Raw genomic sequence first — 23,995 nt, 5'->3', positions numbered from 1 at the left:
CCACTGCGGGCGTAGCGCAGTGGCTGGACGACTCGCTGGCGTTCGCGCCGGCGCGCCTCGCCGCAGGCATCGTGTGACAGGCGATGCAGGCGGCGTCCTCAAAAGAAGGTTGAGATCATCATGTCCAGATCCAGAGAATCAACATCGTCGCCGGGGTTCATCGGCGTCATCACCCTACTATTTATCGCGCTCACTTCGCTCTATCTGCTGATAGGCGGCGCGTACCTGCTCTCGCTCGGCGGCTCGGCGTACTACGTCGTGACCGGCGTCGTGCTGCTGGCCGTCACCTGGCTGCTGTATCGCCGCAGCCCCACCGCGCTCGTGCTCTACGCGCTCGTGCTCGTGGGTACGGCCATCTGGTCGCTGTGGGAGTCGGGTCCCGACTTCTGGGCGCTCGCTCCGCGCTCGGGCGTGCTCGTCGTGTTCGGCGTGTGGCTCCTGCTGCTCGTGAGCTGGCGTCTCGAAGCGCCGCGCAAGCTGGGCGTGCAATCGCTCGTCGGCGCGCTCGTGATCTGGGCGGGCGTGCTCGTGTACGCCTCGTTCAACGATCCGCAGACGGTCAACGGCACGCTCGCCGCTTCGTCGGGCGCAGCGCCCGCGGCCAATCCGAACGGCATCGACGCCTCGGACTGGCCCGCCTACGGCCGCACCCAGGAAGGCACGCGTTACGCGCCGCTGCAGCAGATCACGCCCGATAACGTGAAGAACCTGCAAGTGGCCTGGACCTTCCGCACGGGCGACATGAAAGGCCCGAACGATCCGGGCGAGATCACCAATGAAGTTACGCCGATCAAGATCGGCAATCTGCTCTACCTGTGCTCGCCGCACCAGAAGCTCTTCGCGCTCGACGCGCAGAGCGGCACGCTCAAGTGGAGCTTCGATCCGAAGCTCCAGCCGGACCCGTCGTTCCAGCACGTGACCTGCCGTGGCGTGTCGTATGTCGATCTGTCGGCGAATGCCGCAGCACCGGCGGCTGCTGCACCGGCTAGCGATGCGATGGCTGCGGCTTCGGACGCGGCTGCTGCATCGGCGCCGCAAGCCGCCGCACCGGCCAGCGACGCTGCTGCCACCGTGGCCGCATCGGCGACGGCTGCTTGCCAGCGCCGTATCTATCTGCCGGTCAACGACGGCAAGCTCTATGCGCTCGACGCACTCACGGGCGAGCGTTGCGCGGGCTTCGGCAATAACGGCGAGCTCGATCTCCAGCACGCCATGCCGGTCACGACGCCTGGCATGTACGAGCCGACGTCGCCGCCGGTCGTCACCAGCAAGGTGATCGTCGTTGCGGGCGCGGTGGAAGACAACTTCTCGAACCGGGAACCGTCGGGCGTGATCCGCGGTTTCGACGTGCGTACGGGCGAACTCCTCTGGGTGTTCGACACGGGCGCGAAGGACCCGAACCACATCCCGGGCCCGGGCGAGCACTACACCTGGAACTCGCCGAACTCGTGGGCGCCGTCGGCTTACGACTCGAAGCTCGACATCGTCTATCTGCCGATGGGCGTGAAAACGCCGGACATCTGGGGCGGCGACCGTACGCCTGACATGGAGCGTTTCGCAAGCGGCCTGCTGGCGCTGCACGCTTCGACCGGCAAGCTGGCCTGGTTCTACCAGACCGCTCACCATGACCTCTGGGACATGGACATGCCGTCGCAGCCGACGCTCGCCGACATCACGACCAAGGACGGCAAGACCGTGCCGGTCGTGTACGCCCCGGCGAAGACCGGCAACCTGTTCGTGCTCGACCGCCGCACCGGCGAACCCGTTGTGCCCGCACCCGAAATGCCGGTTCCGCAAGGCGCCGCGCCGGGCGACCACGTCTCGCCGACGCAGCCGTTCTCGGACCTGACGTTCCGTCCGAAGAACCTGCTCACGGACAAGGACATGTGGGGCGCGACGATGTACGACCAGCTGGTCTGCCGCGTGATGTTCCACAAGCTGCGTTATGAAGGCACCTTCACGCCGCCGTCGCTGCAAGGCACGCTGGTGTTCCCGGGCAATCTGGGTATGTTCGAGTGGGGCGGTATTGCGCTCGACACGGATCGCCAGATCGCCATCGCCAACCCGATCGCGCTGCCGTTCGTTTCGCGTCTGATCCCGCGTGGTCCGGGCAATCCGCAGGAACCGCAACCGGGCGCCAAGGGCAGCGGCACGGAATCGGGCATCCAGCCGCAGTACGGCGTGCCGTACGGCGTCACGCTGAACCCGTTCCTCTCGCCGTTCGGCCTGCCGTGCAAGCAGCCGGCATGGGGCTACATCGCGGGTATCGACCTGAAGACCAACGAGATCGTCTGGAAGAAGCGTATCGGTACGGTGCGTGACAGCTCGCCGATTCCGCTGCCGTTCAAGATGGGCATGCCGATGCTGGGCGGCCCGATGATCACGGCGGGCGGCGTGGCCTTCATCGGCGCGACGGCGGACAACTTCATCCGCGCGTTCGACGTGAACAACGGCAAGCAGCTCTGGGAAGCCCGCCTGCCGGCTGGCGGCCAGGCAACGCCGATGAGCTACTCGATCAACGGCAAGCAGTACGTCGTGATCGCAGCAGGCGGCCACGGTTCGTTCGGCACCAAGCTGGGCGATTACGTGATCGCTTACGCGCTGCCGAACTAAACGGCGCTCAAGCGCGCGTTTTGTTCTGAAACGCACGCCATGCGCCGCGAGGGCGGTCCAGCCTCGCGGCGCATGCGGTACACAATAGAAAGCGGCATGCATGGCATGCCGTTTTTTTTGCCTTTTTTCTGACTACGACATGAGCCAACTTTCCACCGCACGCGGCGTTTCGCGCCGTCTCGGCGAGCGCTGGCGCCAGGCGCGCGACGCGTCGCGCAGCCCCGGCCGTGCGGCCTCGCGCGTGGCGCTCACGGCGCTGGCGGCCCATGCCATCGGCGCGCAGGCGCAAAGCTCGGTCACGCTCTACGGCGCGATCGACACCAGCATCGAAATCACCAATCCCGGCTCGGGCTATGTGGCCCGGATGGACTCGGGCGCGTATCGAGGCTCGCGCTTCGGCCTGCGTGGCGCCGAAGATATCGGCAACGGTCTGAAAATCCTGTTCGACCTGGAGAACGGCTTCAGCTCCGGCAACGGCACGCTGGCCGTGAGCAACACCATCTTCAACCGCCAGGCCTGGATCGGTCTGGGCACGCCGTACGGCACGCTGCGCATGGGCCGCCAGTATTCGCCCATCTATATTCCGTTCAAGGGCGGACTCGACGCGTTCGGCGCGGGCACCATCGCCTCGGGCCTCGACAATCTCTCGAAGATCACACCCTACGAGAGCAATGCGATCACGTATCTCTCGCCCGAATTCCACGGCTTTTCGACCACGCTGATGACCTCGCTGCGCGACGCGAGCGACGGCGACGGCAACGGGCTCGCCGGCACCATCGAAACCTTCGCGTATCACAACGGCCCGTTCCGCATTTCGTACGCGCATCAGCAGACGCACGGCGACGGCGCATTGCGCGCGAATCTTGGCGGCGTCTCCTACGAGTACGGACCGGTCACGGGCTTTCTGTCGTTCTTCAACGGCGATGGCGGCACGCCGCGCTATCACGACGACGGCGTCTCGGTCTCGGCGCGCTACGCCGTGAACGCGCGCTTTCGCGCTTCGCTCGGCTACACGTATCTGCGCGACCGCTCGGGCGGCGACGATAACGCCGACCAGTTCAGCGCCGCCTGCGAATACGACCTGAGCAAGCGCGTGCTGCTCTACGCGAGCGCGGGCTGGCTGCGCAATCGCGGGCAGGGCGAGTTCACGCTCAAGGGCGTGAATGTCACGGGGCTCACGCCGTCGTATCCGGGCGCGTCGGTGCGCGGCGTGCAGTTCGGCATGGTCGACCGCTTCTAGGCAGGCACGCGCCGCGCGTCGCGTCACACGCGCTTTGCTACACTGATTCGCCAGATTCACCACTTCGCGCCAATTCGCACCGCCTCGGGCACGCCGCCACGAACCCACGGGAGCCTGCGTGACGCCCAGCAACGCCACCCTGACGAAGCCTGACATACAGCGCACGCGCGGAGCGCCCCGATGAGGCTGCGCGCGCTGCCTGACTTTTCGCCGCTGCGCGTGTTCTTCTTCACGATCGCGCTGGGCGGCGCGACGGGCGTGGACTTCGTTGCCTCGTCGATGATGGGCATCGCCGGCACGCATATTCGCGGCGGCGTGCACGCCTCGCCCGAAGACTTCCTCTGGAGCATGACCTCGTACGCCGCCATGGCGACGGTCGCCAATCTCATGCTCCGGCGCATCGCGCAGCACACGAGTTATCGCTCGTACACCGTGGTCGGTTTGATCGTCGCGGCCATCGGCTCGCTGTTGTGCGCGTTCTGCGCCACGCCGCTCGAATTGACGTTTGCCCGCGCCGTGCAGGGTTTTGGTGCGGGTGGCCTGTTCGCGGCTTCGCGCATCCTGATCCAGCTCGTATCCGCGCGCGAGGAACGCCCGCCGCTCTTCATCGGCTTCAATATCGGCTCGCTGGGCCTTTCGGCGGCCACGCCCTGGCTGGCGGCCGTGCTGGTGGAAAGCGCCGCGTGGCAAATGGTGTTCGTGATCCAGGTGGTGCTCGCACTCGGGGTCCTGGTGCTGGTCCTGCTCACGTACCCGAGTCGCGTGACGCCAGCAGGCGAGCTGTGGGAAATCGAAATCGACCCGATGGACTGGTGGGTGGTGATCCTGTTCGGTCTCGGCGCGATGGTGCTCATGCATGGGCTGGGCGACCTGCGCTTTTACGAACTGGCCAGTTCGCCTTCGGTCGCGCTCACGCCGATCGTTGGCTTCCTGCTGATCGGCGCGGCGTTTTTGCGGCTGCATCGCGAGCGCAATCTCTGGCTCGATCCGCATGCGCTGCTTGGGCGCAGCTATCTGGTCGGGCTGTTGTTCTACGCGATCTACTACTTCCTCAACGGTCTGTGGAATTACCTGATCCCGACCATGCTGCAAAGCGGCTTTGGGTTCGGTTTCCAGGTGACGGGCGAGGTGCTGACGTGGGCCTCCACGCTGAGCCTGCTGGCGATGCTGTGCTTTTCGGTGGTGGCGCCCAAGGTATTTGGACGCCGCCGCTATATCGCGCTGGGCTATGCGATGTTCGCAGCGGCGTTGCTGATGCTGTCACTACGGACGCTAACCGACGTGTCGATGGATGTGATCCTGCCCGCGCTCTTTTTGCAGGGACTCACGGTGCCGTTCGTGATGGCGCAGGTGGCGGGCATGACCTTCGTGGACTTCACGGAGGACGATTTTCAGCATGCCTATGCATTCAAGAATATCGTGCGCCAGATCGCCACGGCAGGGGGCACGGGCGCCGCGAGCCTCTGGCTGCAATACGGCGAGGCCATTGCGCGCTCGCGGCTGGTGGATCGCGTCAACGTGTTCGATCTTGGCGGCACGCCGCCGATGCCCGACATGATGCGCATGGCGACGATGGTGGAAACGCAGGCGACCCTTGTGGCAAGCGCGAATCTGCTCTCGTGGCTGGCGATTTTCTGCGCTGTCGTGGCGGTGTTAGCGCTGCTGATACGCTGGCGCGCGACCTAGATCGTTGCGCCCTCAACGACGCGCGCGAGTGGGGCTTTTTGCGCGTGTTCTGCACGGTCCGGTCGAATCGCGCACGACCAGCTCGGGCGGCGGCCCGATTGCCATCGACGGCACCTGCACCGGCCTATCGATCAACTCGATCAGGCTGCGAATCGACAACTCCGCCACGGCCGCCGTCTGGATCGCGACCGTGGTGAGGGCGGGGCGCACCTGATGCGCAAGCGCGATATCGGTGATGCCGATCACCGAAACATCGTCGGGCACGGCGCGCCCCATGCCGATCAGGGCCTGGATCGCGCCGATTGCGAGCAGGTCGTTCGAGGCAAAGATCGCCGTGAGTTCGGGGTGATCGGCCATCAGCGTCTGGCAGGCCGCATAGCCCGCGTCGATCGAATCGCGCACCTGCATTTCGGCGCTCGCACCCGCTACGCCGCCCGCCGCGAGCGCCGCGCGAAAGCCGTCCGAACGCGCATCCTGCAAGCCGCCGCAACCGTCGCCGATCAGCATGCCGATTTTGCGATGCCCCAGTTCCAGCAGATGCTGCGCCGCGAGCGTGCCCGCCTGCGCAAAATCGACGGCCACGCAGGGCAGCGCGGGGGGCTTTTCGGGGTGTTCCCACATTGCCAGCAGGATCGGGCCGTTATGCATCGCGGAGATGCACAGCTCGTTCATGGCGATATCGGTGTTCATCACCAGTACGCCGTCCGCGAAAGTGCCGGCGATCTGGTTGAGGTAGGCGCGGCCGATCTGCGCGTCGTCGTCGGTGTTGCAGACCATCAGGAAATGGCCCGACTTGCGCGCGGCGCGCTCGGCCGCCAGCACGAACTCGGGATAAAACGGGTTGGCGATGTTCGAGAGCATCAACGCGAGCGTGGACGAGCGGCCCTGGGCCAGCGCGCGCGCGTTGAGGTTCGGGCGATAGCCCAGTTCGGCGATGGCCTTGAGCACGCGCTCCGCCGTCTCCGGGCGGACCTTCTCGCGATTGCGCAGCACGTTCGACACGGTAGCCGCGGTGACTTGCGCGTGCCGCGCGACTTCTGACAAGGTGACCATATCCTGCCTTTTTATAGTGTTTACCCGGCGTTTTGGCGGGTTTTCACGGTGTTTCCCACATTGAGGGAATGCGATTCAAATGTTGCAAAGGGCAGCGGGGATTTGATAATTTTCACCCACACCAAGCCGGAAGCGATTTGCATGCGGTTGTGCCGCCCAGAAATTTAAGCGGTTAAATGACCATCGCACAAGCCCTCCCGGCTAAATTTATCGCGTAGAATTTAAGCGCTTAAATCCGAACAATCCGCCCAAAACGGAGGAGACATCCCATGGCAACGATCCAGTTGTCGAACGTCGGCAAGCAGTACGGCGATCATCCGCCGGTGATCCGGCGCGTCGATCTCGACATCGGCCATCACGAATTCTGCGTGTTCCTCGGCCCCTCGGGCTGCGGGAAATCCACGCTCCTGCGCATGATCGCGGGCCTCGAAGAACTGAGCGACGGCGAACTGCGCATTGGCGGACGCGTGGTTAACGACGTGCCGGCCGCGCAGCGCGGCGTGGCGATGGTGTTCCAGAGCTACGCGCTGTTCCCGCATATGACCGTGTACGAGAACATGGCGTTTGGGCTGAAGATCGCCAAGGTGCCGAAGGCCGAAGTCGAGCGCCGCGTGCGCGACGCCGCGCGCAGCCTGCAACTCGAAGCGTATCTCGACCGCCATCCCAAGGCGCTCTCGGGCGGGCAGCGCCAGCGCGTGGCGATTGGCCGCGCGATCGTGCGCGAGCCCGGCGTGTTCCTGTTCGACGAACCGCTCTCCAATCTCGACGCCGCGCTGCGCAGTCATACGCGGGTGGAGATTGCGCGCCTGCATCAGCGTTTCGACAACGCGAGCGTCGTGTACGTCACGCACGATCAGGTCGAGGCGATGACGCTCGCCGACCGCATCGTGCTGCTGCATGCGGGCGCGGAGATGGAAAAGCACGGCAGCGTCGCGCAGAGCGGCGCGCCGCTGGAGCTGTATCACCATCCGAAGTCGCGCTTCGTGGCGGGCTTTATCGGCTCGCCGCGCATGAACTTTATCGACGCCAAGGTGGACGCCGTGCAGGAGGGCGGTGTGCGCGTGACGCTTACGGGCGGCGAGACGCTTGTCGCGAACGTGGACGGGCGCGATCTGCAACGCGGCCAGCGCGTGACGCTGGGCGTGCGGCCCGAGCACCTGCGTCTCGATGGCGACGATCAGTCGATCGCCTGTACGACCGTGCTTGCGGAACGTCTGGGCGAGCACAGCTATCTGCACGCGGATCACGCGTCAGGCACGCTGGTCGCGAAGGCGCCCGGCGACACGCCCGTGGCCGTAGGCGAGCGCCTGCGGGTACGCGTGCCCGCCGATGCCTGCCATCTGTTCGACGAGGCGGGCGTGGCGCGGCGGCGGCTCACGGCGCATGCACCGCAGGCGATGGCGCTGGCCTGAAGCAAAAGTTCTACCCATTGGCATGACCCCGCCGATAGAGCGGGTCCTTCACCTGGCAAGGCAAACCAAGGAGACATAGATGTTCGCTCAACGCTTCCGTACTTTCGGCACGCTCGCGCGCGCCACGGCCGCCGTGGCCCTCGTGGCCGCCACGCTCGCTAGCGGCGCGGCCGACGCCGGCACGCTCACGGTCAACGTCTCGGCGCGCGGCAACCAGCGCGCGACGTGGCAGGATGCCTTCGACAAGTTCAAGAAAGCCAACCCGGATATCGATCTCAAGGTCTCCTATGTGACCGAGGAAGCCTACAAGGTGCAGATGAGCGGCTGGCTCGCGACCGATCCGCCTGACGTGGTCTCGTGGCATGACGGCGAGCGCATGGCCTACTATGCGCAGCGCGGCCTGCTGGAAGACTTGTCTTCCGACTGGGCGAAGAACGGCTGGAACGAGCAGTACGCCTCGGTGAAGGAGGCCTCCACCTACAAGGGCAAGCAGTACGCTGCGCCGCTGGGCTACGACGCATACGGCTTCTTCTACCGCAAGGATCTGTTCCAGAAGGCAGGCATCAAGGCCGAGCCGAAAACCTGGGACGAATTCCTCGACGCCTGCAAGAAGCTCAAGGCAAGCGGCGTGCAGCCGATCGCCGTGGCCGCGCGCGATAGCTGGACCCTGGCCGCCTGGTTCGACTATCTCAACCTGCGCATCAACGGCAACGCTTTCCACCAGCAATTGATGGCGGGCGAGATTCCCTACACCGACCCACGTGTGAAGAAGGTCTTCACGGCCTGGAAGACGCTGATCGACGACCATTACTTCATGGAAAACGCCTTGTCCTATGACGTCGATTCGATCGCGCCGGTGCTGGTGAACGGCAAGGCCGCGATGATGCTGATGGGCACCTTCTTCTCGGCCAGCTTCCCGGCGAACATGAAGCAGGACGTGGGCTTCTTCCGCTTCCCGGTGATCGACGCGAAGGTGCCGACCGCCGAAGACGGCCCCGTCAACGTGCTGCTGATTCCCGCCAAGGCGAAGAACAAGGCCGACGCGCGCCGCCTGCTGGCCTTCATGGAAACGCCGCAGATCAACGCCGATCTTGCGCACGGCTGGGGTCAATTGCCGTCGAACAACAAGGCCGCCGAGCCCGAGGATGCGATCTCGAAGGTCGGCTTCCAGACGCTCGCGAACACTCGTGGCGGCATCGCGCAGTTCTACGACCGCGACATGCAGAAGGAAATGGCCGACGAAGGCATGAAGGCCATGCAGCAGTTCTATAGCGATCCGTCGCAGATCGACGCGCTGCTCGCACGCCTCGAAACCACGCGTCAGCGCATCTACAAGTAAGTCTGCCTGTTGCGCTTTTCAGGCGACACCGGCGGCCCAGTCCGCCGGTGCTTCACGCCCAGCCAGCATTCCATGTAATTCGTCATCCTATCGATTCGGCGAGGCCCCATCATGTCCGATACCGTCGCGCGCCCACTCGGCACGGCGCGTACGCAGCGCACTTCCAACGTGCGCCGGCAGCAGAACCGCGCTGCGCTCTGGTTTCTGCTGCCGGGCTGCGCGCTGTTCACGCTCTGCGTGCTTTACCCGATCGTCAACAGTATTGCGCTCAGCTTCTATAACTGGGACGGCATGACCACGAAGACCTTTGTCGGTCTCGCGAACTATGTCGAACTGTTCCAGACCGACACCTTCTACACGGCGCTCAAGAACAACCTGCTGTGGCTCGTGCTGTTCCTGCTCGCACCGCCAGTCGGGCTGCTGTTCGCGCTCTATCTGAACCAGCAGGTGCGCGGCATTCGCATCGTCAAGTCGCTGTTTTTTGCGCCTTTCGTGCTCTCGGGCGTGGTGGTGGGGCTGGTGTTTTCGTGGTTCTACGATCCCACCTTCGGCCTGTTGCGCCTGATCCTCGGCCACGGCGTGCCGGTGCTGGGCGACCCGAAACTCGTCACGCTCGGCATCATCTTCGCCGCGCTGTGGCCGCAGACGCCGTTCTGCATGGTGCTCTATCTCACGGGCCTCACGTCGATCAACCCGGAAATCGTCGAGGCCGCGCGCATGGAAGGCGCCAAGGGCGTGCGGCTCTTCTGGCACGTGATCCTGCCGCAACTGCGTCCCGTTACCTTCATGGCGATCGTGCTGACCGTGATCGGCGCGCTGCGCAGCTTCGACCTGATTGCCGTGATGAGCGGCGGCGGCCCCTTCGACAGTTCCACCGTGCTTGCGTACTACATGTACGACCAGGCGATCAAGTACTACCGCGAAGGCTATTCGGCGTCGATCGCCGTCGTGCTGTTCGCCATCATGCTCGTCTATATCGTGTTCCATCTGCGCCGCATGTTGCGCGAAGAGCACTGAAAACAAGGGAGTTTCCATCCATGTATCCGCTTCCCGTCGAACGCTGGAGACCCGCGAATCGCGTGCTCTACAAGGTCTCGCTGCCGCTCGCGCTACTCGTCTGGCTGCTGCCGATGCTCGCGGTGCTCGTCACCTCGATCCGCTCCACCGACGAATTGCAGCAGGGCGATTACTGGGGCTGGCCGAAGCACTTCGCGCTGCTCGACAATTATGGCGCGGCGCTCACGCAGACGCCCATGCTGCATTACTTCGCCAATAGCGTGCTGATTACGGTGCCTTCGGTGATCGGCGCGATCGTGCTGGCCTCGATGGCCGGTTTTGCGCTCTCGACTTATCGCTTTCGCGGCAATACGGCCGTGCTGTTCGCTTTCGTCGCGGGCAACTTCGTGCCGATCCAGATCCTCATGATTCCGGTGCGCGACATGGCCTTGCGCGTCGGTCTCTACAACTCGGTGTGGGCGCTGATCATTTTTCACGTCTCGTTCCAGACCGGCTTCTGCACGCTGTTCCTGCGCAATTTCATCAAGCAACTGCCGTTCGAGCTGATCGAGGCGGCGCGCGTGGAAGGGGCGAGCGAGTGGACGATCTACTGGCGCATCGTCATGCCGCTCGTGCGGCCCGCGCTTGCGGCGCTCGGCATTCTGGTCTTCACCTTCGTGTGGAACGACTACTTCTGGGCGTTGTGCCTGACCCAAGGCGACGACGCCGCGCCCATCACCGTGGGCGTGGCCGCGCTCAAGGGGCAGTGGACCACGGCATGGAATCTGGTGGCGGCGGGCTCGGTGCTCGCGGCGCTGCCGTCCGTGCTGATGTTCTTCGCCATGCAAAAACACTTTGTCGCGGGGCTGACCTTCGGCGCCAGCAAGGGCTGAGCCTGCGAGCCGCCCTTGCGGGCGTCGAAGGTCCTTTTTCCTCTCTACTGACTCTCTGAACCGGGTTTTCACTCATGCAAATCGGTGTCTGCTACTACCCCGAACAATGGCCGCGCGCGATGTGGGCCGACGACGCACGCCGCATGGCCGAACTGGGCATCTCGCACGTGCGTATCGCCGAATTCGCGTGGAGCCGCATGGAGCCGCGCGCGGGCGAATACGACTGGGCATGGCTCGACGAAGCGATCGAAACGCTTGCTGCACAGGGGCTGAAGCTCGTGCTCGGCACGCCCACGGCGTCGCCGCCGAAGTGGCTGGTCGAACGCGACCCTGAGATGCTGCCGGTGCGCGCGGACGGCACGCGCTGGAACTATGGCTCGCGCCGCCACTACGATATCGCGAGCGAAAGTTATCGTCAGGAATGCGTACGGATTACGGAGGCGATGGCGCAGCGCTACGGCCAGCATCCGGCCATCGTCGCCTGGCAGACCGACAACGAACTGGGCTGCCACGACACCGTGCCGAGCTATTCGCCGGCGGCGCAGCGACGATTCCAGGCGTGGTTGAAGCAACGCTACGGCAGCGTCGACGCGCTCAATACCGCCTGGGGCAATGTGTTCTGGAGCATGGAGTACCCGTCGTTCGACTCGATCGGCCTGCCGGTACTCACGCCCACCGACGCGAATCCCTCGCATCTGCTCGATTTTCGCCGCTATATGTCCGATGAAGTGGCGAGCTTCCATCGCGAACAGGCCGACGTGCTGCGCCGTCATGCACCCAATGCGGACGTGCTGCACAATTTCATGGGCTTTTTCACGACCTTCGATCATTACCGCTTCGCCGCGGACAAGGCGATCGACGTCGCGACATGGGACAGCTATCCGATCGCGCGCACCGAGGTAATCGGCCTGCCCGAAGCGGACAAGGCGCGCTACGCACGCACGGCGCACCCCGATGTTTCGGCCTTCGATCACGACCGCTATCGCGCCATCGGCGCGGGCCGCTTCTGGGTGATGGAACAGCAGGCGGGGCCGGTGAACTGGGCGCCGTGGAATCCCGTCCCCGCGCCCGGCATGGTGCGCCTGTGGGCCTATGAGGCCTTCGCGCACGGTGCGGAACTGGTGTCGTATTTCCGCTGGCGTCAGTGCCCGTATGCGCAGGAGCAGATGCATTCGGGCCTCAACCTGCCGAACAACGAACCTTCGCCGGGCGGCCAGGAAGTGGCGCGCGCCGCGCAGGAGATCGCGCAGAGCGAGGTGCTCCGCACGCTGGGCGCACCCGCACGCGCGCAGGTGGCGCTGGTGTTCGACTACGAGACGCAATGGATGTTCGAGATCCAGCGTCACGGCGCGGGTTTCGATTATCAGGCGCTGGCGTTCGACTACTACCGTGCGCTACGCGAGCAGGGACTCGATGTCGATATCGTTTCGCAGCACGCGGATCTCTCGGCATATCGCCTCGTGGTGGTGCCGTCGCTCGCCGTGATCGACGATGCCTTCGTTGCGCAGATCGAGCGCAGCGACGCGCAATGGGTGTTCGGACCGCGTAGCGGCTCCAAGACCGAAAACTTTGCGATTCCCGGCACGCTGCCGCCGGGGCTGTTGCAGCGCGTGCTGCCGCTCCAGGTGCTTGAAGTCGAGTCGCTGCGGCCCACGCTCGCGCCCGCGTTGGCTGTGGGCGATACGCACGGCACGGCGATTCACTGGCGCGAGCACGTGCGCGCCAACGAGGCCACGCGCGTCGCGGCCTCATTCGCGGACGGCTGGCCAGCCTTGCTCACGCATGGCCGCGTGCGCTACGTGGCTGCGTGGCTCACGCATGAACTGCACCGCACCGTGCTGGCCGATGCCGCGCGCGCGGCGGGCCTTGCGCTCCAGACGCTGCCCGAAGGTCTGCGCCTCGCACGCCGTGGCGGCCTGACCTTCGCCTTCAATTTCGGCGATGCGCGCGCCGTGGCGCCAGCGCCCGCCAACGCACAGTTCGTGCTGGGCGAAGCCGCGCTCGACACCGGCGATGTATGCGCCTGGCGCGATCCGCGCGATTCCCAATAAGCGTTGCGGGCCGCTCACACGGCCCGCCGATTACCACGGAGGAGCACAGATGAATAGAAGAGAGATGCTGTCCTGGCTGGCCTGCAGCGCGCTTGCCTCGGGCGCGGCCCCGACGTTCGCCGCATCGGCGCTCGCGAGCGACGCACAAGGCACGGGCTCACGCCTGACGATGGGTGCCGACCTGTCGACGCTGCTCGAACTCGAAGCAAACGGGGCGCGCTTCTACGACCACGGCAAGGCCGAAGACTGCCTGCGGATCTTCAAGCGGCATGGGCTGGACGCCATCCGCATCAAGGTCTGGAACGATCCTGGCAATCCTGATTATTTTCCCGCCAACCAAAGCCCCGCGACGGGCTATAACAACGCGAAGCATGTGCGCGTGCTCGCGCGCCGCGCCGCCGAACTCGGCTTGCGCGTGCTGGTCGACTTTCACTACAGCGACTGGTGGGCCGATCCCGGCAAGCAGTATCCGCCGCACGCCTGGGCGGGCAAGGATCTCGCGCAGACCTGCGAGTTACTCTCCGACTACACCTCAGGCGTGTTGCGCGTGCTGCGCGAGGAGGGCGTGCGGCCCGAATGGGTGCAGACCGGCAACGAGATCACGGGCGGCATGCTCTGGCCGCTCGGCAAGTACGATCAATGGGACAACCTCGCGACGCTGCTCAAGACAGCGCACGACGCGGTGAAATCCGTCGATCCGCAGATCAAGCACATGCTGCATATCGACAGCGGCGGCGACAATGCCAAGAGCCGCTGGTGGTTCGATAGCGCCGTGCAACGTGGCGTGAACTTCGACCTGATCGGGCTTTCGTACTACCCGCAATGGCAGGGCTCGCTCGACGATCTGAAGAACAATGCCAACGATCTGGCGACGCGCTACGGCAAGGACATCTTCGTGGTGGAGACCGCCTACCCGTGGACCACGAGCGACGGCGATTCCGAGCCCAACGCGATGACCAACACCGGCTCGCTCAACTTTCCGCCCACGCCGGAGGGGCAGGCGCAGTTCTTCGCCGCGCTCACCAACGTGGTGAAGGGCATCCCGGACGGGCGCGGCAAGGGCATCTTCTGGTGGGAACCCGAATGGATTCCCACGCCCAATGTCGGCTGGAAGGTAGGCGCGGGCGATCAGTGGGACAACAACACGCTGTTCGACTTCCAGGGCCGCGCGCTGTCCTCCATCGACGTGTTCAGCCAGCGCCAGGCGCCAACCCCCAGCCCTTAAAAGCGATACGTCATGGCGACCTGCGCCACCGGATACCAGTGGTAGCGGGTCACCTTGTCGCTGAACTTCTGCTCCTCGTCGAGGATGTTCTGGTCGGTGACGAACGGGTCGTACACCGAGGGCACGTCGTACGCCACGCGCGGACGGCCATAAGCCACGCCCAGATCGAACGACACGCCCAGACCGAGCGCCGGCTTCTTGTGCCCGTAGCCGATGCCGATATACGGCATCACGTGCGGCAGCGTCACTTTCGCGGATGGCGCGGGGCCGAGCGACGGCACGCTCTGGCCACCGATGTTGTAGTTGCCCTGTGCGTCGGGCGCAAGCTTCGCATTCAGCGAATCGCCGTTAAAGAGGGCGCCGCCCGTGATGCGGAAGGCACTGGAGGCGAACGGATAGACGTCCAGATACGTTCCGCCTTGCGCGAGCGTGAGATGCCCGTCGTAGCGGTTGTCGTCCACCGTGACGGTATGGCTCAGGCCGAAGCCTTCAGCATCGGCGTGCACGCCAAAATGCGGGCTCAGATTGAGCGCGCCGCCCAGACCCGCGCCCAGCGTGCCGCCCGTGACATAGACTTCCTGCGCCTGGGCGTGAGCCATCGCCACGCTCGCAATAACGGCGCAGAGCGCCAGATAGATTGGATACCTAAATGAATTCACGACTCTCTCCCTGAAACCAGGACGCGCTCGCTATGGGCTTCCTGACGCCTACGACTTTACGTTTGGCGCGCGCGAATCAATTGGGCGAGTTGCAGTCATTTGACCGGTCAGATCGAAATCTTCCCGTAAGGGGGTTTTGACCCCGCGAGCGACGCAAGCGGGGCAACCTAGTGGAATGTGGCGCAGAGCCGGTCGATCGGCACGACGATCAGCAGACAGGACGAGAACGCAAGACCCACGGTGAAGGCGACGGCTGCGGTCGCGCCGCACCAGGCGATGAAACGCGCCGGGTTGCGCTTGCCCTGGACCTGCGAGGCGATCAGACGCCACGCCCGGCCCGCCGCGACCGCGATGACGGCCGACGCCACCAGCGCAACGAGCGAGGCGCCATCGACGATTCGCTCGACCTGGGGCCACTGCAACGCGCCGCTGCGCTGGAAGTCCTCGCAGGCATTGGAGATCAGCGTCACGCACAGCGCGAGGTGCAGCAGCCAGATGAGCGGCACCCCGGCCAGCCCGAGCCAGATCGCGGTGCGGCCGGGTTTGGGCAACTGGAGATCCTGTTCCATCCCGGGTTTCCTTGGTTTTCGCCTGACGTTTCCGATCGGCGCGTGGAGAGTCATAGCCTGCTGCGCGCAGATTGCATGCCCGGGACACGGCCTGCGGGCGTCGCGCGCACGCTACACCTCGACGAAACCACCTTGACCGACCGCACGGACGGTCAAGGCTCCGGTGATGGCCAAAACGGCTCCGGCGCCGCCTGGCGCTTGCATTTGAAGCCTCTTGCCGAACGCAACGGCGCGGCCGAGCCGTCGATCTGACCACCTACCGTAGTCATAACGTTAGCGCTAGCGCAAGTTCCGAGTGGAAACAACGTTAGAAGCGGGGCGCATTTTCCCTGGCGAATCAGGTCTGCGCAGCGCCGAAAGGCGTTTCTATAATCGGCTCCCGAAGTGCCGGTGGCATTTCAGGTCGCTGCGCCGGCAAGCCCCACCAAGCCGGGACGTGGTTTGGAGACACACGAAAAAATATAGGAAACCTGATGAAAAGGACGCTTATTGGCCTCGCCGTGCTGGCTACGGCCTCATCCGCAGCCCAGGCGCAAAGCCAGGTCACGCTGTATGGCCGGATCGACAACGGCATCCAGTATGAAACGGGCCTGCCGGGCAACAAGAACGCGGTCAGTGCGGAAAGCGGCGACTGGGGCTGCTCGTGGTTCGGGCTCGAAGGATCGGAAGACCTCGGCGCGGGCACCAAGGCCATCTTCAAGCTGGAAGGGCAGTTGAACACGCAAACGGGCCAGTCGGCGGGCGCGCTGTTTGGCCGTCACGCGATCGTGGGTTTCGACAACGACCGCTACGGTACCTTCAAGATGGGCAATCTGGGTGCGGGCGAAATCTCGCAGGACAGCTGGGGCGCCGATCCGCAATTGATGCAGCGTTACGCCATTTCGACGCTGGTGCGCGGGCGCAACTGGGCGAGCGCCGCGAACGGCGCCGAATACCAGACGCCGGTATGGGGCGGCTTCCAGATGCGCGGCCAGTACGCGCTGACCAACAACACCAAGTGGAACGCAGCTTCCACGCCCACGGGCCAGGGTCGCACGGACGGCATCGAGGCCGTGTACTCGTACAGCCTGGGCGATTTCCGCGTGATCTACGACGAAGTGCGCGGTGCGGACGGCACCTTTAACGACGTCTACCAGCACTCGCGTTCGATCCTCGCCGGCGGCACGCTCGTGTTCGGCCCGGTCAAGTTCTATGCGGGCTACCAGCACCTGAGCGCGCCGAACGCCACCAACGCGAGCGTGGGCGTGACCGATGCATCGCAGCCGGACGGCGTTTCCGCGCCGACGGCCGTGGATCACGAATGGGTGGGCGCGGCCTGGCAGATCAACGCCGCGGCGGCGATCACGGCGGCCGTATTCCACGCCAACGCCAACCACGGCAACGGCAACGCCACGCTCTACACGCTGGGCGGCACCTACAACCTGTCCAAGCGCACCTTCCTCTACACGGAAGCGGGCTACGTGCATAACAGCTCGACGTCGAATATCAACCTCGGCAACGGCTCGTACGGCAACAACGACTACGACCCGACCACGGGTTCGTCGGCCAACGGCAACCCCAACTACGGACAGGGCCAGTTCGGCGTGTTCGCAGGCGTCATGCATCTGTTCTGATTCGGGCAGCACGGATCGCATGACGTAGCAGTACCACGCAGCAAGATGAAAATCTCCTTGGAGCAGGCGCGGCCAGCAACGTGAAACGCTTGGCCGGCGCCGCGCCGGCGTGCTCAACTCCTCCAACCCTGACACGCCGGCTTTCTTTTTTGGACCCACTTCGCGCATCGGGAATACCCCTGTCCACGCGCACTTGAAGCACGCCTCCCTCACATGCTATCTTGCCAACGTTAGCGATAACGCATCAGGCGTGCGGCGTATCGTTCCGAGGCAACCATAATTAAGCGCGCCGGCAAGCTGGAGATCCTTCAATGGAAAAGCGCGTATCCAAAGCGATGTTCAAGGCCAAGGCCTGCGAACTGTTCCGCCAGGTCGAACTGCTCGGCGAGAGCGTGGTGGTCACCGACCGTGGCGAGCCGACTATCGAAATCCGGCCTTACCGCGCGAAGCGTAAAAGCCCGCTCGAAGCGTTGCGCGCTTCGATCATCCACTGCGATATCGACGGGCCGGACGAGCGCTCCACTGTTGCGCGCAACGATTGACATCGCGCCATCATGATTGCTCTCGACACCTGCGCGCTGGTCTACTGGCTGCGCGGCGATGAGGCACTGAGCGAACCCGCGCGTGGCGCGATCGAAGGAGCGCTGGACGGCGGCTCCGAAGTGCTGATCTCAACCATTAGCGTGCTGGAAATTGCGCAGTTCGTGGAGAACGGACGGCTTGCACTCTCGATGGACACGCGGCGCTGGCTCGCCACGCTCGCTTCGCTCGAAGGCGTGCGGATGGTGCCCGTGGACACGGCTATTGCGGTGCGTGCCACCACGATGTCGCCGCAATTGCCGCAGCCGCAGCGTCTTATCGCCGCCACCGCGCGCACACTGGGTGTGCCGCTCGTGACGCCCGACGCCCGCATGCGCGAACTCACGCATCTCGACACCATCTGGTAAGCCATGGACGCACGATTGATTCGGCGTCCTGCCTAACTCTTCGCGTGTGCGCGGCTTTTGCGTGAAGTGGCGTCGTCTGCACGCTGGGCGTGTTGCGGCGCTTGCGCCGTGCTCTGACGAACCACCAGTTCGGCGGGAAAGGTCGTGCGCTGGGCCACGGCATCGTTGCCTGCGATCTGCGCGAGCAGGGCGTTGACGGCGGAACTCGACATCTGCTGGAACGGCTGGCGCACCGTGGTCAGCGCGGGGTGAAACTGCTCGGACATCGGGATATCGTCGAAGCCCACCACCGAGACATCATCGGGCACGCGCAAACCCGCTTCGCGCACCGCGGCAATCGCGCCAAAGGCACTCTGGTCGTTGGCCGTGAAAATCGCCGTGGGCGGATCGGCCAGCTTCAACAGACCCGACGCCACTTCAAACGCCGTCATCTGCGAGAGATCGCCGCTCACGACCAGCGCCGGGTCGCGTGCGAGACCGCGACGCGCGAGCGTGTCGTGATAACCGCGCTGCCGGTCGCGCACGCCTTCGATCGCCTCGTCGCCGCCCAGAAAGGCAATGCGCGTATGACCGAGCGCGATCAGATGCTCGACGGCCATGCACGCGCCGCCATAGTTATCGACCGATACCGAAGGGAAGCGATTGAGCGTGCCACGCTGATCGACCACGACCACGGGCACGTGCGCGGCGGCGAGCGCATCGAGGCACATGGTTTCGCGCGGCAGGATCACGAGCAGGCCGTCCGAGAACTGACGCACGAGCTTGATGAGTTCCTGATGCGAATGGCTGTCGTCCGAGACGGTGTACACGAGCACTTCGCAGCCGGCGGCGCGCGCGGCGCGGCCCGCGCCCAGGATCAATTCGCTGGAGAACTGCGTGTCGAGCGTGGGCGTCATGATGCCGATGATGCCGTTGCGGCCGCCCGAGAGCTTCTGGGCGGTGCGGTTCACGACGTAACCGATATCGGAGGCGATACGCAGCACTTCATCGCGGGTTTCGCGGGAGACGCCGGGGCGTCCATTGAGTGCGCGCGAGGCCGTCATTTGCGACACGCCGGCCAGCCGCGCGACATCCGCCAGCGTGGGATTTTGCTTGGTCATGCGACGAGCTTGTGATGAAGGAGTGTGCAGCGCGACCAAGATGAATGCTGGTAACGCTATCGTTACAGTGGAAATCATTCTAACAGAACGTCACGTCCCATCCATCTGCGGGTGGCTGCGCCGTCACACGGGCGTTGTACGGATGCCGCAGATCGCGGGTCATTTTCGGGTTAACACCGTCTGGTGAGTACGCTGCGATGTTACTACCATGCCGTAACGTTAAGGCTAACGTTAAGCGATGGTCGATAAAACCAGAATCAGGAGACATCGGAATGGCGTACACGGCGGTAACGAAGACGATCGGCCACGCGGCGCTGTTCGCCGCGCTGGCTGCGACGGGCGTGTTGAATGTGGCGCATGCGCAGGACGCGAAGGTCATCACCACCTGGGATCAGCAGACTAATGCCACGTCGAGCAAGATCCTGCGCGACGCATCGGATCGCTTCGAGCAGAAGAACCCAGGCTACAAGGTCGAGAACTCGCACATTCTCAACGATGCTTACAAAACCAAGCTCAAGGTGGCCTTTGGCGCCGGCCAACCGCCCTGTGTCTTTGAATCCTGGGGCGGCGGGCCGCTCAACGAATATGTGAAGGCCGGTCAGATCGTCGATCTCACACCGTATCTGCAAAAGGACGCGGCTTACCGTGAACGCTTCCTGCCCGCCTCGTGGAAGGCGGTGACCTTCGACGGCAAGACCTATGGCGTGGCCGCGGAAAACGCGTCGGCTGCCGTGATTTTCTATAACAAGGATCTTTTCAAACAGTACGGCCTCACGCCGCCCGCCACGTGGGACCAGCTTATGCACGTCGTGCAGGTGCTGAACTCGCACGGCGTCGCGCCGTTCGCGCTCGCCAACAAGAACAAGTGGACGGGCTCGATGTACTACATGTATCTCGTCGACCGCATCGGCGGCCCGGAAGTCGTGCGCGGAGCGGTGGAGGGCGGTGGCAAGGGCTTCGGCGATCCGGCCTTCGTGGAGGCGGGGAAATACATTCAGGAGCTCGTGAAAGCGGGGGCGTTTGCACAGGGTTATAACGGCCTCGACTACGACGTGGGCGCTTCGCGACGCCTGCTGTACTCGGGCCGCGCCGCGATGGAACTGATGGGCGGCTGGGAAGCCTCGACCATTGCGAACGAGAATCCCGCTTTCGCGGCGAAGCTAGACTTCTTCCCGTTCCCGAGCGTGCCGGGCGGCAAGGGCGATCCGCGCGACGTGATCGGCACCGTGGGCGACGGCTTCCTGAGCATTTCGAGCGCATGCAAGTATCCGGACGCCGCATTCAAACTGATCCAGTCGCTCACCGACGACACCTCGATGCACGCGCGCGTGGGCGACCGCAAGATCCCGCCGGTGAACAACATCGCCATCGACGATCCGTTCCTCAAGCGTCTGCAAAGCCTGATCGTGCAGGCGCCGAACGTGCAGCTCTGGTACGACCAGGCGCTGCCGCCGCGTCTGGGTGAACTGCACAAGGACACCACGCAGGCGCTGTTCGGCCTCTCGGTCACGCCGCAAGCCGCGGCTCAGCAGATGCAGGACGCCGCGAAGGCGGGCGGCTGACGATTTAATTCGCCATCCTGATCGACAGGCTCCCTTGACAAGTCAGGCCCGCACCCGCAAGGGGCGGGCATCCCCATGCGCGCAAACATCGCTCTCACCGTCGCCCCCGAACGCCGCTTGCGCCTGCCGACCCAATGGCTCGTGGCGGCCGCGTTTCTCGCGCCCGCCCTGGTGTTGCTGGGCGTGTTCCTGCTGTATCCGCTCGTCTCGAGTCTGCGGCTGTCGCTGCTCGACTGGAACGGTCTGGGCAGCAACGCGCGCTTCGTCGGCCTGGCCAACTGGGCGAAGCTCGCCCGCGACGCCGTGTTCTGGCAGTCGCTCGCCAACAACGCGATACTCGCGGCCGCGTCGGTTGCCGTTGAACTGCCGATCGCGCTCGCGCTGGCCGTGCTGCTCGAAAAAGCGGGGCGGGGCTCGCGCGTGCTCAAGATCCTGTATTTCCTGCCATTGCTGATGTCGAGCGTCGCCATCGGCGTGCTGTTCAAGAATATCTACGATCCGAATTTCGGCCCGCTCAACGCCGCCTTCCATGCGCTCGGGCTCGATGGTCTCGCGAAGGACTGGCTCGGTGACCCGCATTTTTCGCTGGGATCGACCATCGCCGTGATCTGCTGGCAGAACACGCCGTTCTACATGATCCTGTTTCTCGCCGGGCTGTCCTCGCTCCCCGCCGAGATCGTGGAAGCCGCGCGTCTCGACGGCGCCTCGGAATGGACCACGTTCTGGCGCATCAAGCTGCCGCATTTGCAGGGCACCGTGCGCACCGCCGTGCTGCTGTCGATACTCGGCTCGCTGCGCTACTTCGACCTCATCTACGTGATGACCGGCGGCGGCCCGGAAGGATCGTCCGAACTGATGGCCACCTATATGTACCGCACCGTGTTCAGTTCGTTCCAGCTTGGCTATGGCAGCACCATCGGCTCGGCCATGTTTCTCATCGTGTGCGCCGTGGCCGCCGTGTCGCTGCGTTTCACGCGCCGTTACGCGCAAGAGGCTTGAACGATGCGAACGCAACCACTTAGCCGACTGCGAAATCTCCGCGTGGGCGTGCCGCTGCTTGCATTGATCTGGCTCGCCGTTACCACGCTGCCGTTTCTCTTCGTTGTGGGAACGAGCCTGAAGACCCAGGACGAAACATTCTCCTCGCCCGTGTGGGCGCTGCCTGCGCGTCTCTACTTCGGCAACTACGCGGCCGTGCTCGAAGGCCCTTATTTCACGTACTTTCGCAACAGCCTGTTCGTGGTGGGCGTTTCGGTCGTGCTGATCGTCATCGTAAGCGCGATGGCGGCCTACGTATTCGCCCGCCTGCGCTTCGCGCTCAACAAGCCGCTGTTCGGGCTGATTGTGGCGGGCATGATCGTGCCGCTGCACGCCACGCTGGTGCCGATCTACCTGCTCACGCGCAATCTGGGCCTCTACGACACGCCGTTCGCGTTGATTGGCCCTTATGTAGCACTCAGCCTGCCGGTGTCGATCTTCATCCTCACCGGCTTCATGCGGCAGATTCCGCGCGAACTGGAAGAGGCCGCGCAACTCGACGGTTGCGGGCCGTTTGGGATCTTCTGGCGCGTGTTTTTTCCGCTTTCGGGGCCGGGCCTCGCCACCGTGGCGATCTATAACGGCATCGGCCTCTGGAACGAATTCATCTTTGCCTACATGCTGACCTCGACCTCCGAGCACCGCACGCTGCCGCTCGCTGTGTGGGATTTTCAAGGGCAGTACTCGTCGAACGTGCCCGCGATGCTGGCCGTCGTCACGCTCACGTCGCTGCCGCTGATCGTCGCCTACGCGTTTGGCCAGGAGCGCGTGATCAAGGGGATGATGGCGGGCTCGCTCAAGGGCTGATGCAATCAATCGAAGCGTAACGGGAACGGAATACGACACATGGCAAGCATCACGCTCAACAACCTGCAGAAGGCCTACGCAAACGGTCAGGCCGTCATTCGCAACGCGCAGCTCGAAGTCGGCAAGAATGAGTTTTGTGTGTTTCTCGGGCCTTCCGGCTGCGGCAAGTCCACACTGCTGCGCATGATCGCCGGGCTCGAAACGATCAGCGAGGGCGAGTTGCGTATCGACGGCCAGCGCATGAACGAGGTCGCGCCCGCGCAGCGCCGCGTGGCGATGGTGTTCCAGAACTACGCGCTCTATCCCCACATGAGCGTGTACGAAAACATGGCGTTCGGGCTGCGCCAGGCGAAGATCGGCAAGGCCGTGATCGACACAAAAGTGCGCCGCGCGGCGGCCGCGCTGCAACTGGATGCGCTGCTGGAGCGTCGTCCCGCCGCGCTATCGGGCGGGCAGCGGCAGCGCGTGGCGATCGGCCGCGCTATCGTGCGCGAGCCGGGCGTGTTTCTGTTCGACGAGCCGCTCTCGAATCTCGACGCCTCGCTGCGCGTGCAGACTCGCACGGAAATCGCGCGGCTGCATCGCGAGTTTCGCGAGGCCAGCGCCGTTTATGTGACGCACGATCAGGTCGAGGCGATGGCGCTCGCGGATCGCATCGTCCTGCTTCAGGCGGGCGCAAACATGGAGCGTCACGGCAGCATTGCGCAGGCGGGTTCGCCGCTCGATCTTTACCACCATCCCAAGAGCCGCTTCGTGGCGGGTTTCATCGGCTCGCCGACGATGAACTTCTTCGCGGGCACGGTGGCGCGTGCCGACGAGGGCGGCGTGGAGGTGGTGCTTGAAAGCGGCGAGCGCTTGCGTGTACGCGTTGAGGCGGCTCATGCGCGCGAGGGGATGAAGGTAACGGTGGGCATTCGCCCTGAGCATTTACGCATCGCCACGGATGCGCGCAACGAGCAGACGCTCGCTTGCCGTGTCCGTCTTGTCGAGCGCATGGGCGAGCATAGTTACGTGCATCTTGCGCAGACGCAGGCGGGCTCTGGCGCGCTGATTGCCAAGCTGCCCGGCGACAGTGCGCTCGCGTATGAGGACACCGTGCGCCTGGCGTTGCCCGCGGAGTCCTGCCATCTATTCGACGAGCGCGACATGGCGTTTCGTCGCTTGAACTAAGCCGCGCAATATCGGGCGCTGG

At 64.4% G+C, this 23,995-nt stretch carries 20 protein-coding genes; 16 read left to right on the top strand and 4 right to left on the bottom strand.

The features are described from left to right. Window positions 1-120 precede the first annotated feature (120 nt). The 3 genes from U5782_RS28970 to U5782_RS28960 all read left to right on the top strand — a co-directional run bounded on the left by U5782_RS28970 (window position 121) and on the right by U5782_RS28960 (window position 5,539). Entirely contained in the window at window positions 121-2,613 is a 2,493-nt protein-coding gene (locus U5782_RS28970; protein ID WP_322047295.1) for a glucose/quinate/shikimate family membrane-bound PQQ-dependent dehydrogenase, read from the top strand. Between the two features lie 139 nt (window positions 2,614-2,752). Then, the gene (locus U5782_RS28965; protein ID WP_322047294.1) at window positions 2,753-3,853 is read left to right on the top strand and encodes a porin; all 1,101 of its coding nucleotides are present in this window, start codon (window positions 2,753-2,755) and stop codon (window positions 3,851-3,853) included. 180 nt (window positions 3,854-4,033) lie between these two features. Beyond that, window positions 4,034-5,539 carry an MFS transporter gene (locus U5782_RS28960; protein ID WP_322047293.1) on the top strand — a complete coding sequence of 502 codons (1,506 nt, stop codon included), beginning with the start codon at window positions 4,034-4,036 and terminating at the stop codon, window positions 5,537-5,539. A 12-nt stretch (window positions 5,540-5,551) separates the two neighbouring features. Here U5782_RS28960 and U5782_RS28955 read toward each other — a convergent pair whose 3' ends face one another. Then, window positions 5,552-6,592: a LacI family DNA-binding transcriptional regulator gene (locus tag U5782_RS28955; protein WP_322047292.1), complete on the bottom strand. Its 1,041-nt coding sequence runs from the start codon at window positions 6,590-6,592 to the stop codon at window positions 5,552-5,554. 269 nt (window positions 6,593-6,861) lie between these two features. Between U5782_RS28955 and U5782_RS28950 the strand changes: the two genes are divergently transcribed. The 6 genes from U5782_RS28950 to U5782_RS28925 all read left to right on the top strand — a co-directional run bounded on the left by U5782_RS28950 (window position 6,862) and on the right by U5782_RS28925 (window position 14,508). Next, window positions 6,862-8,004 carry a sn-glycerol-3-phosphate ABC transporter ATP-binding protein UgpC gene (locus U5782_RS28950; protein WP_322047291.1) on the top strand — a complete coding sequence of 381 codons (1,143 nt, stop codon included), beginning with the start codon at window positions 6,862-6,864 and terminating at the stop codon, window positions 8,002-8,004. 79 nt (window positions 8,005-8,083) lie between these two features. Further along, window positions 8,084-9,343, top strand: coding sequence for an ABC transporter substrate-binding protein (locus tag U5782_RS28945; protein WP_322047290.1), 1,260 nt, complete (start codon window positions 8,084-8,086; stop codon window positions 9,341-9,343). A gap of 111 nt (window positions 9,344-9,454) precedes the next feature. Further along, on the top strand, window positions 9,455-10,360 hold the full coding sequence (locus U5782_RS28940; RefSeq protein ID WP_322047289.1) for a sugar ABC transporter permease: 906 nt from the start codon (window positions 9,455-9,457) through the stop codon (window positions 10,358-10,360). Window positions 10,361-10,380: 20 nt separating this feature from the next. Continuing rightward, entirely contained in the window at window positions 10,381-11,232 is an 852-nt protein-coding gene (locus U5782_RS28935; RefSeq protein ID WP_322047288.1) for a carbohydrate ABC transporter permease, read from the top strand. Between the two features lie 74 nt (window positions 11,233-11,306). Then, complete coding sequence (locus tag U5782_RS28930; RefSeq protein WP_322047287.1) at window positions 11,307-13,283, top strand: beta-galactosidase; 1,977 nt, start codon at window positions 11,307-11,309, stop codon at window positions 13,281-13,283. Window positions 13,284-13,332: 49 nt separating this feature from the next. After that, entirely contained in the window at window positions 13,333-14,508 is a 1,176-nt protein-coding gene (locus U5782_RS28925; protein ID WP_322047286.1) for an arabinogalactan endo-1,4-beta-galactosidase, read from the top strand. Here the strand turns inward: U5782_RS28925 and U5782_RS28920 are convergent. Then, entirely contained in the window at window positions 14,505-15,167 is a 663-nt protein-coding gene (locus U5782_RS28920) for a hypothetical protein (RefSeq protein ID WP_322047285.1), read from the bottom strand. The two genes, U5782_RS28925 and U5782_RS28920, sit on opposite strands and share 4 nt — an antisense overlap. Before the next feature lie 167 nt (window positions 15,168-15,334). Beyond that, the gene (locus U5782_RS28915) at window positions 15,335-15,736 is read right to left on the bottom strand and encodes a hypothetical protein (RefSeq protein ID WP_322047284.1); all 402 of its coding nucleotides are present in this window, start codon (window positions 15,734-15,736) and stop codon (window positions 15,335-15,337) included. Window positions 15,737-16,209: 473 nt separating this feature from the next. Here U5782_RS28915 and U5782_RS28910 point away from each other — a divergent pair, with 473 nt between their 5' ends. From U5782_RS28910 to U5782_RS28900, 3 genes are all read left to right on the top strand, one after another. Beyond that, entirely contained in the window at window positions 16,210-17,349 is a 1,140-nt protein-coding gene (locus U5782_RS28910; RefSeq protein WP_322047283.1) for a porin, read from the top strand. A 311-nt stretch (window positions 17,350-17,660) separates the two neighbouring features. Further along, window positions 17,661-17,891: a type II toxin-antitoxin system Phd/YefM family antitoxin gene (locus U5782_RS28905; RefSeq protein ID WP_322047282.1), complete on the top strand. Its 231-nt coding sequence runs from the start codon at window positions 17,661-17,663 to the stop codon at window positions 17,889-17,891. Window positions 17,892-17,903: 12 nt separating this feature from the next. Further along, window positions 17,904-18,296: a type II toxin-antitoxin system VapC family toxin gene (locus U5782_RS28900; protein ID WP_322047281.1), complete on the top strand. Its 393-nt coding sequence runs from the start codon at window positions 17,904-17,906 to the stop codon at window positions 18,294-18,296. Window positions 18,297-18,328: 32 nt separating this feature from the next. Here U5782_RS28900 and U5782_RS28895 read toward each other — a convergent pair whose 3' ends face one another. Next, window positions 18,329-19,396 (bottom strand): LacI family DNA-binding transcriptional regulator, encoded by a 1,068-nt coding sequence (locus U5782_RS28895; RefSeq protein ID WP_322047280.1) that lies wholly within the window; start codon window positions 19,394-19,396, stop codon window positions 18,329-18,331. A 272-nt stretch (window positions 19,397-19,668) separates the two neighbouring features. Between U5782_RS28895 and U5782_RS28890 the strand changes: the two genes are divergently transcribed. The 4 genes from U5782_RS28890 to U5782_RS28875 all read left to right on the top strand — a co-directional run bounded on the left by U5782_RS28890 (window position 19,669) and on the right by U5782_RS28875 (window position 23,973). Then, window positions 19,669-20,958: an extracellular solute-binding protein gene (locus U5782_RS28890; RefSeq protein ID WP_322047279.1), complete on the top strand. Its 1,290-nt coding sequence runs from the start codon at window positions 19,669-19,671 to the stop codon at window positions 20,956-20,958. 75 nt (window positions 20,959-21,033) lie between these two features. Next, complete coding sequence (locus U5782_RS28885; protein ID WP_322047278.1) at window positions 21,034-21,957, top strand: sugar ABC transporter permease; 924 nt, start codon at window positions 21,034-21,036, stop codon at window positions 21,955-21,957. A 42-nt stretch (window positions 21,958-21,999) separates the two neighbouring features. After that, the gene (locus U5782_RS28880) at window positions 22,000-22,803 is read left to right on the top strand and encodes a carbohydrate ABC transporter permease (protein ID WP_322047277.1); all 804 of its coding nucleotides are present in this window, start codon (window positions 22,000-22,002) and stop codon (window positions 22,801-22,803) included. A 39-nt stretch (window positions 22,804-22,842) separates the two neighbouring features. After that, window positions 22,843-23,973: a sn-glycerol-3-phosphate ABC transporter ATP-binding protein UgpC gene (locus U5782_RS28875; protein ID WP_322047276.1), complete on the top strand. Its 1,131-nt coding sequence runs from the start codon at window positions 22,843-22,845 to the stop codon at window positions 23,971-23,973. Window positions 23,974-23,995: the final 22 nt, after the last annotated feature.

The organism is Paraburkholderia sp. J67 (genome assembly GCF_905220265.1).
Taxonomy (GTDB): domain Bacteria; phylum Pseudomonadota; class Gammaproteobacteria; order Burkholderiales; family Burkholderiaceae; genus Paraburkholderia.
This window is presented reverse-complemented; position numbering and strand designations above follow the sequence as displayed.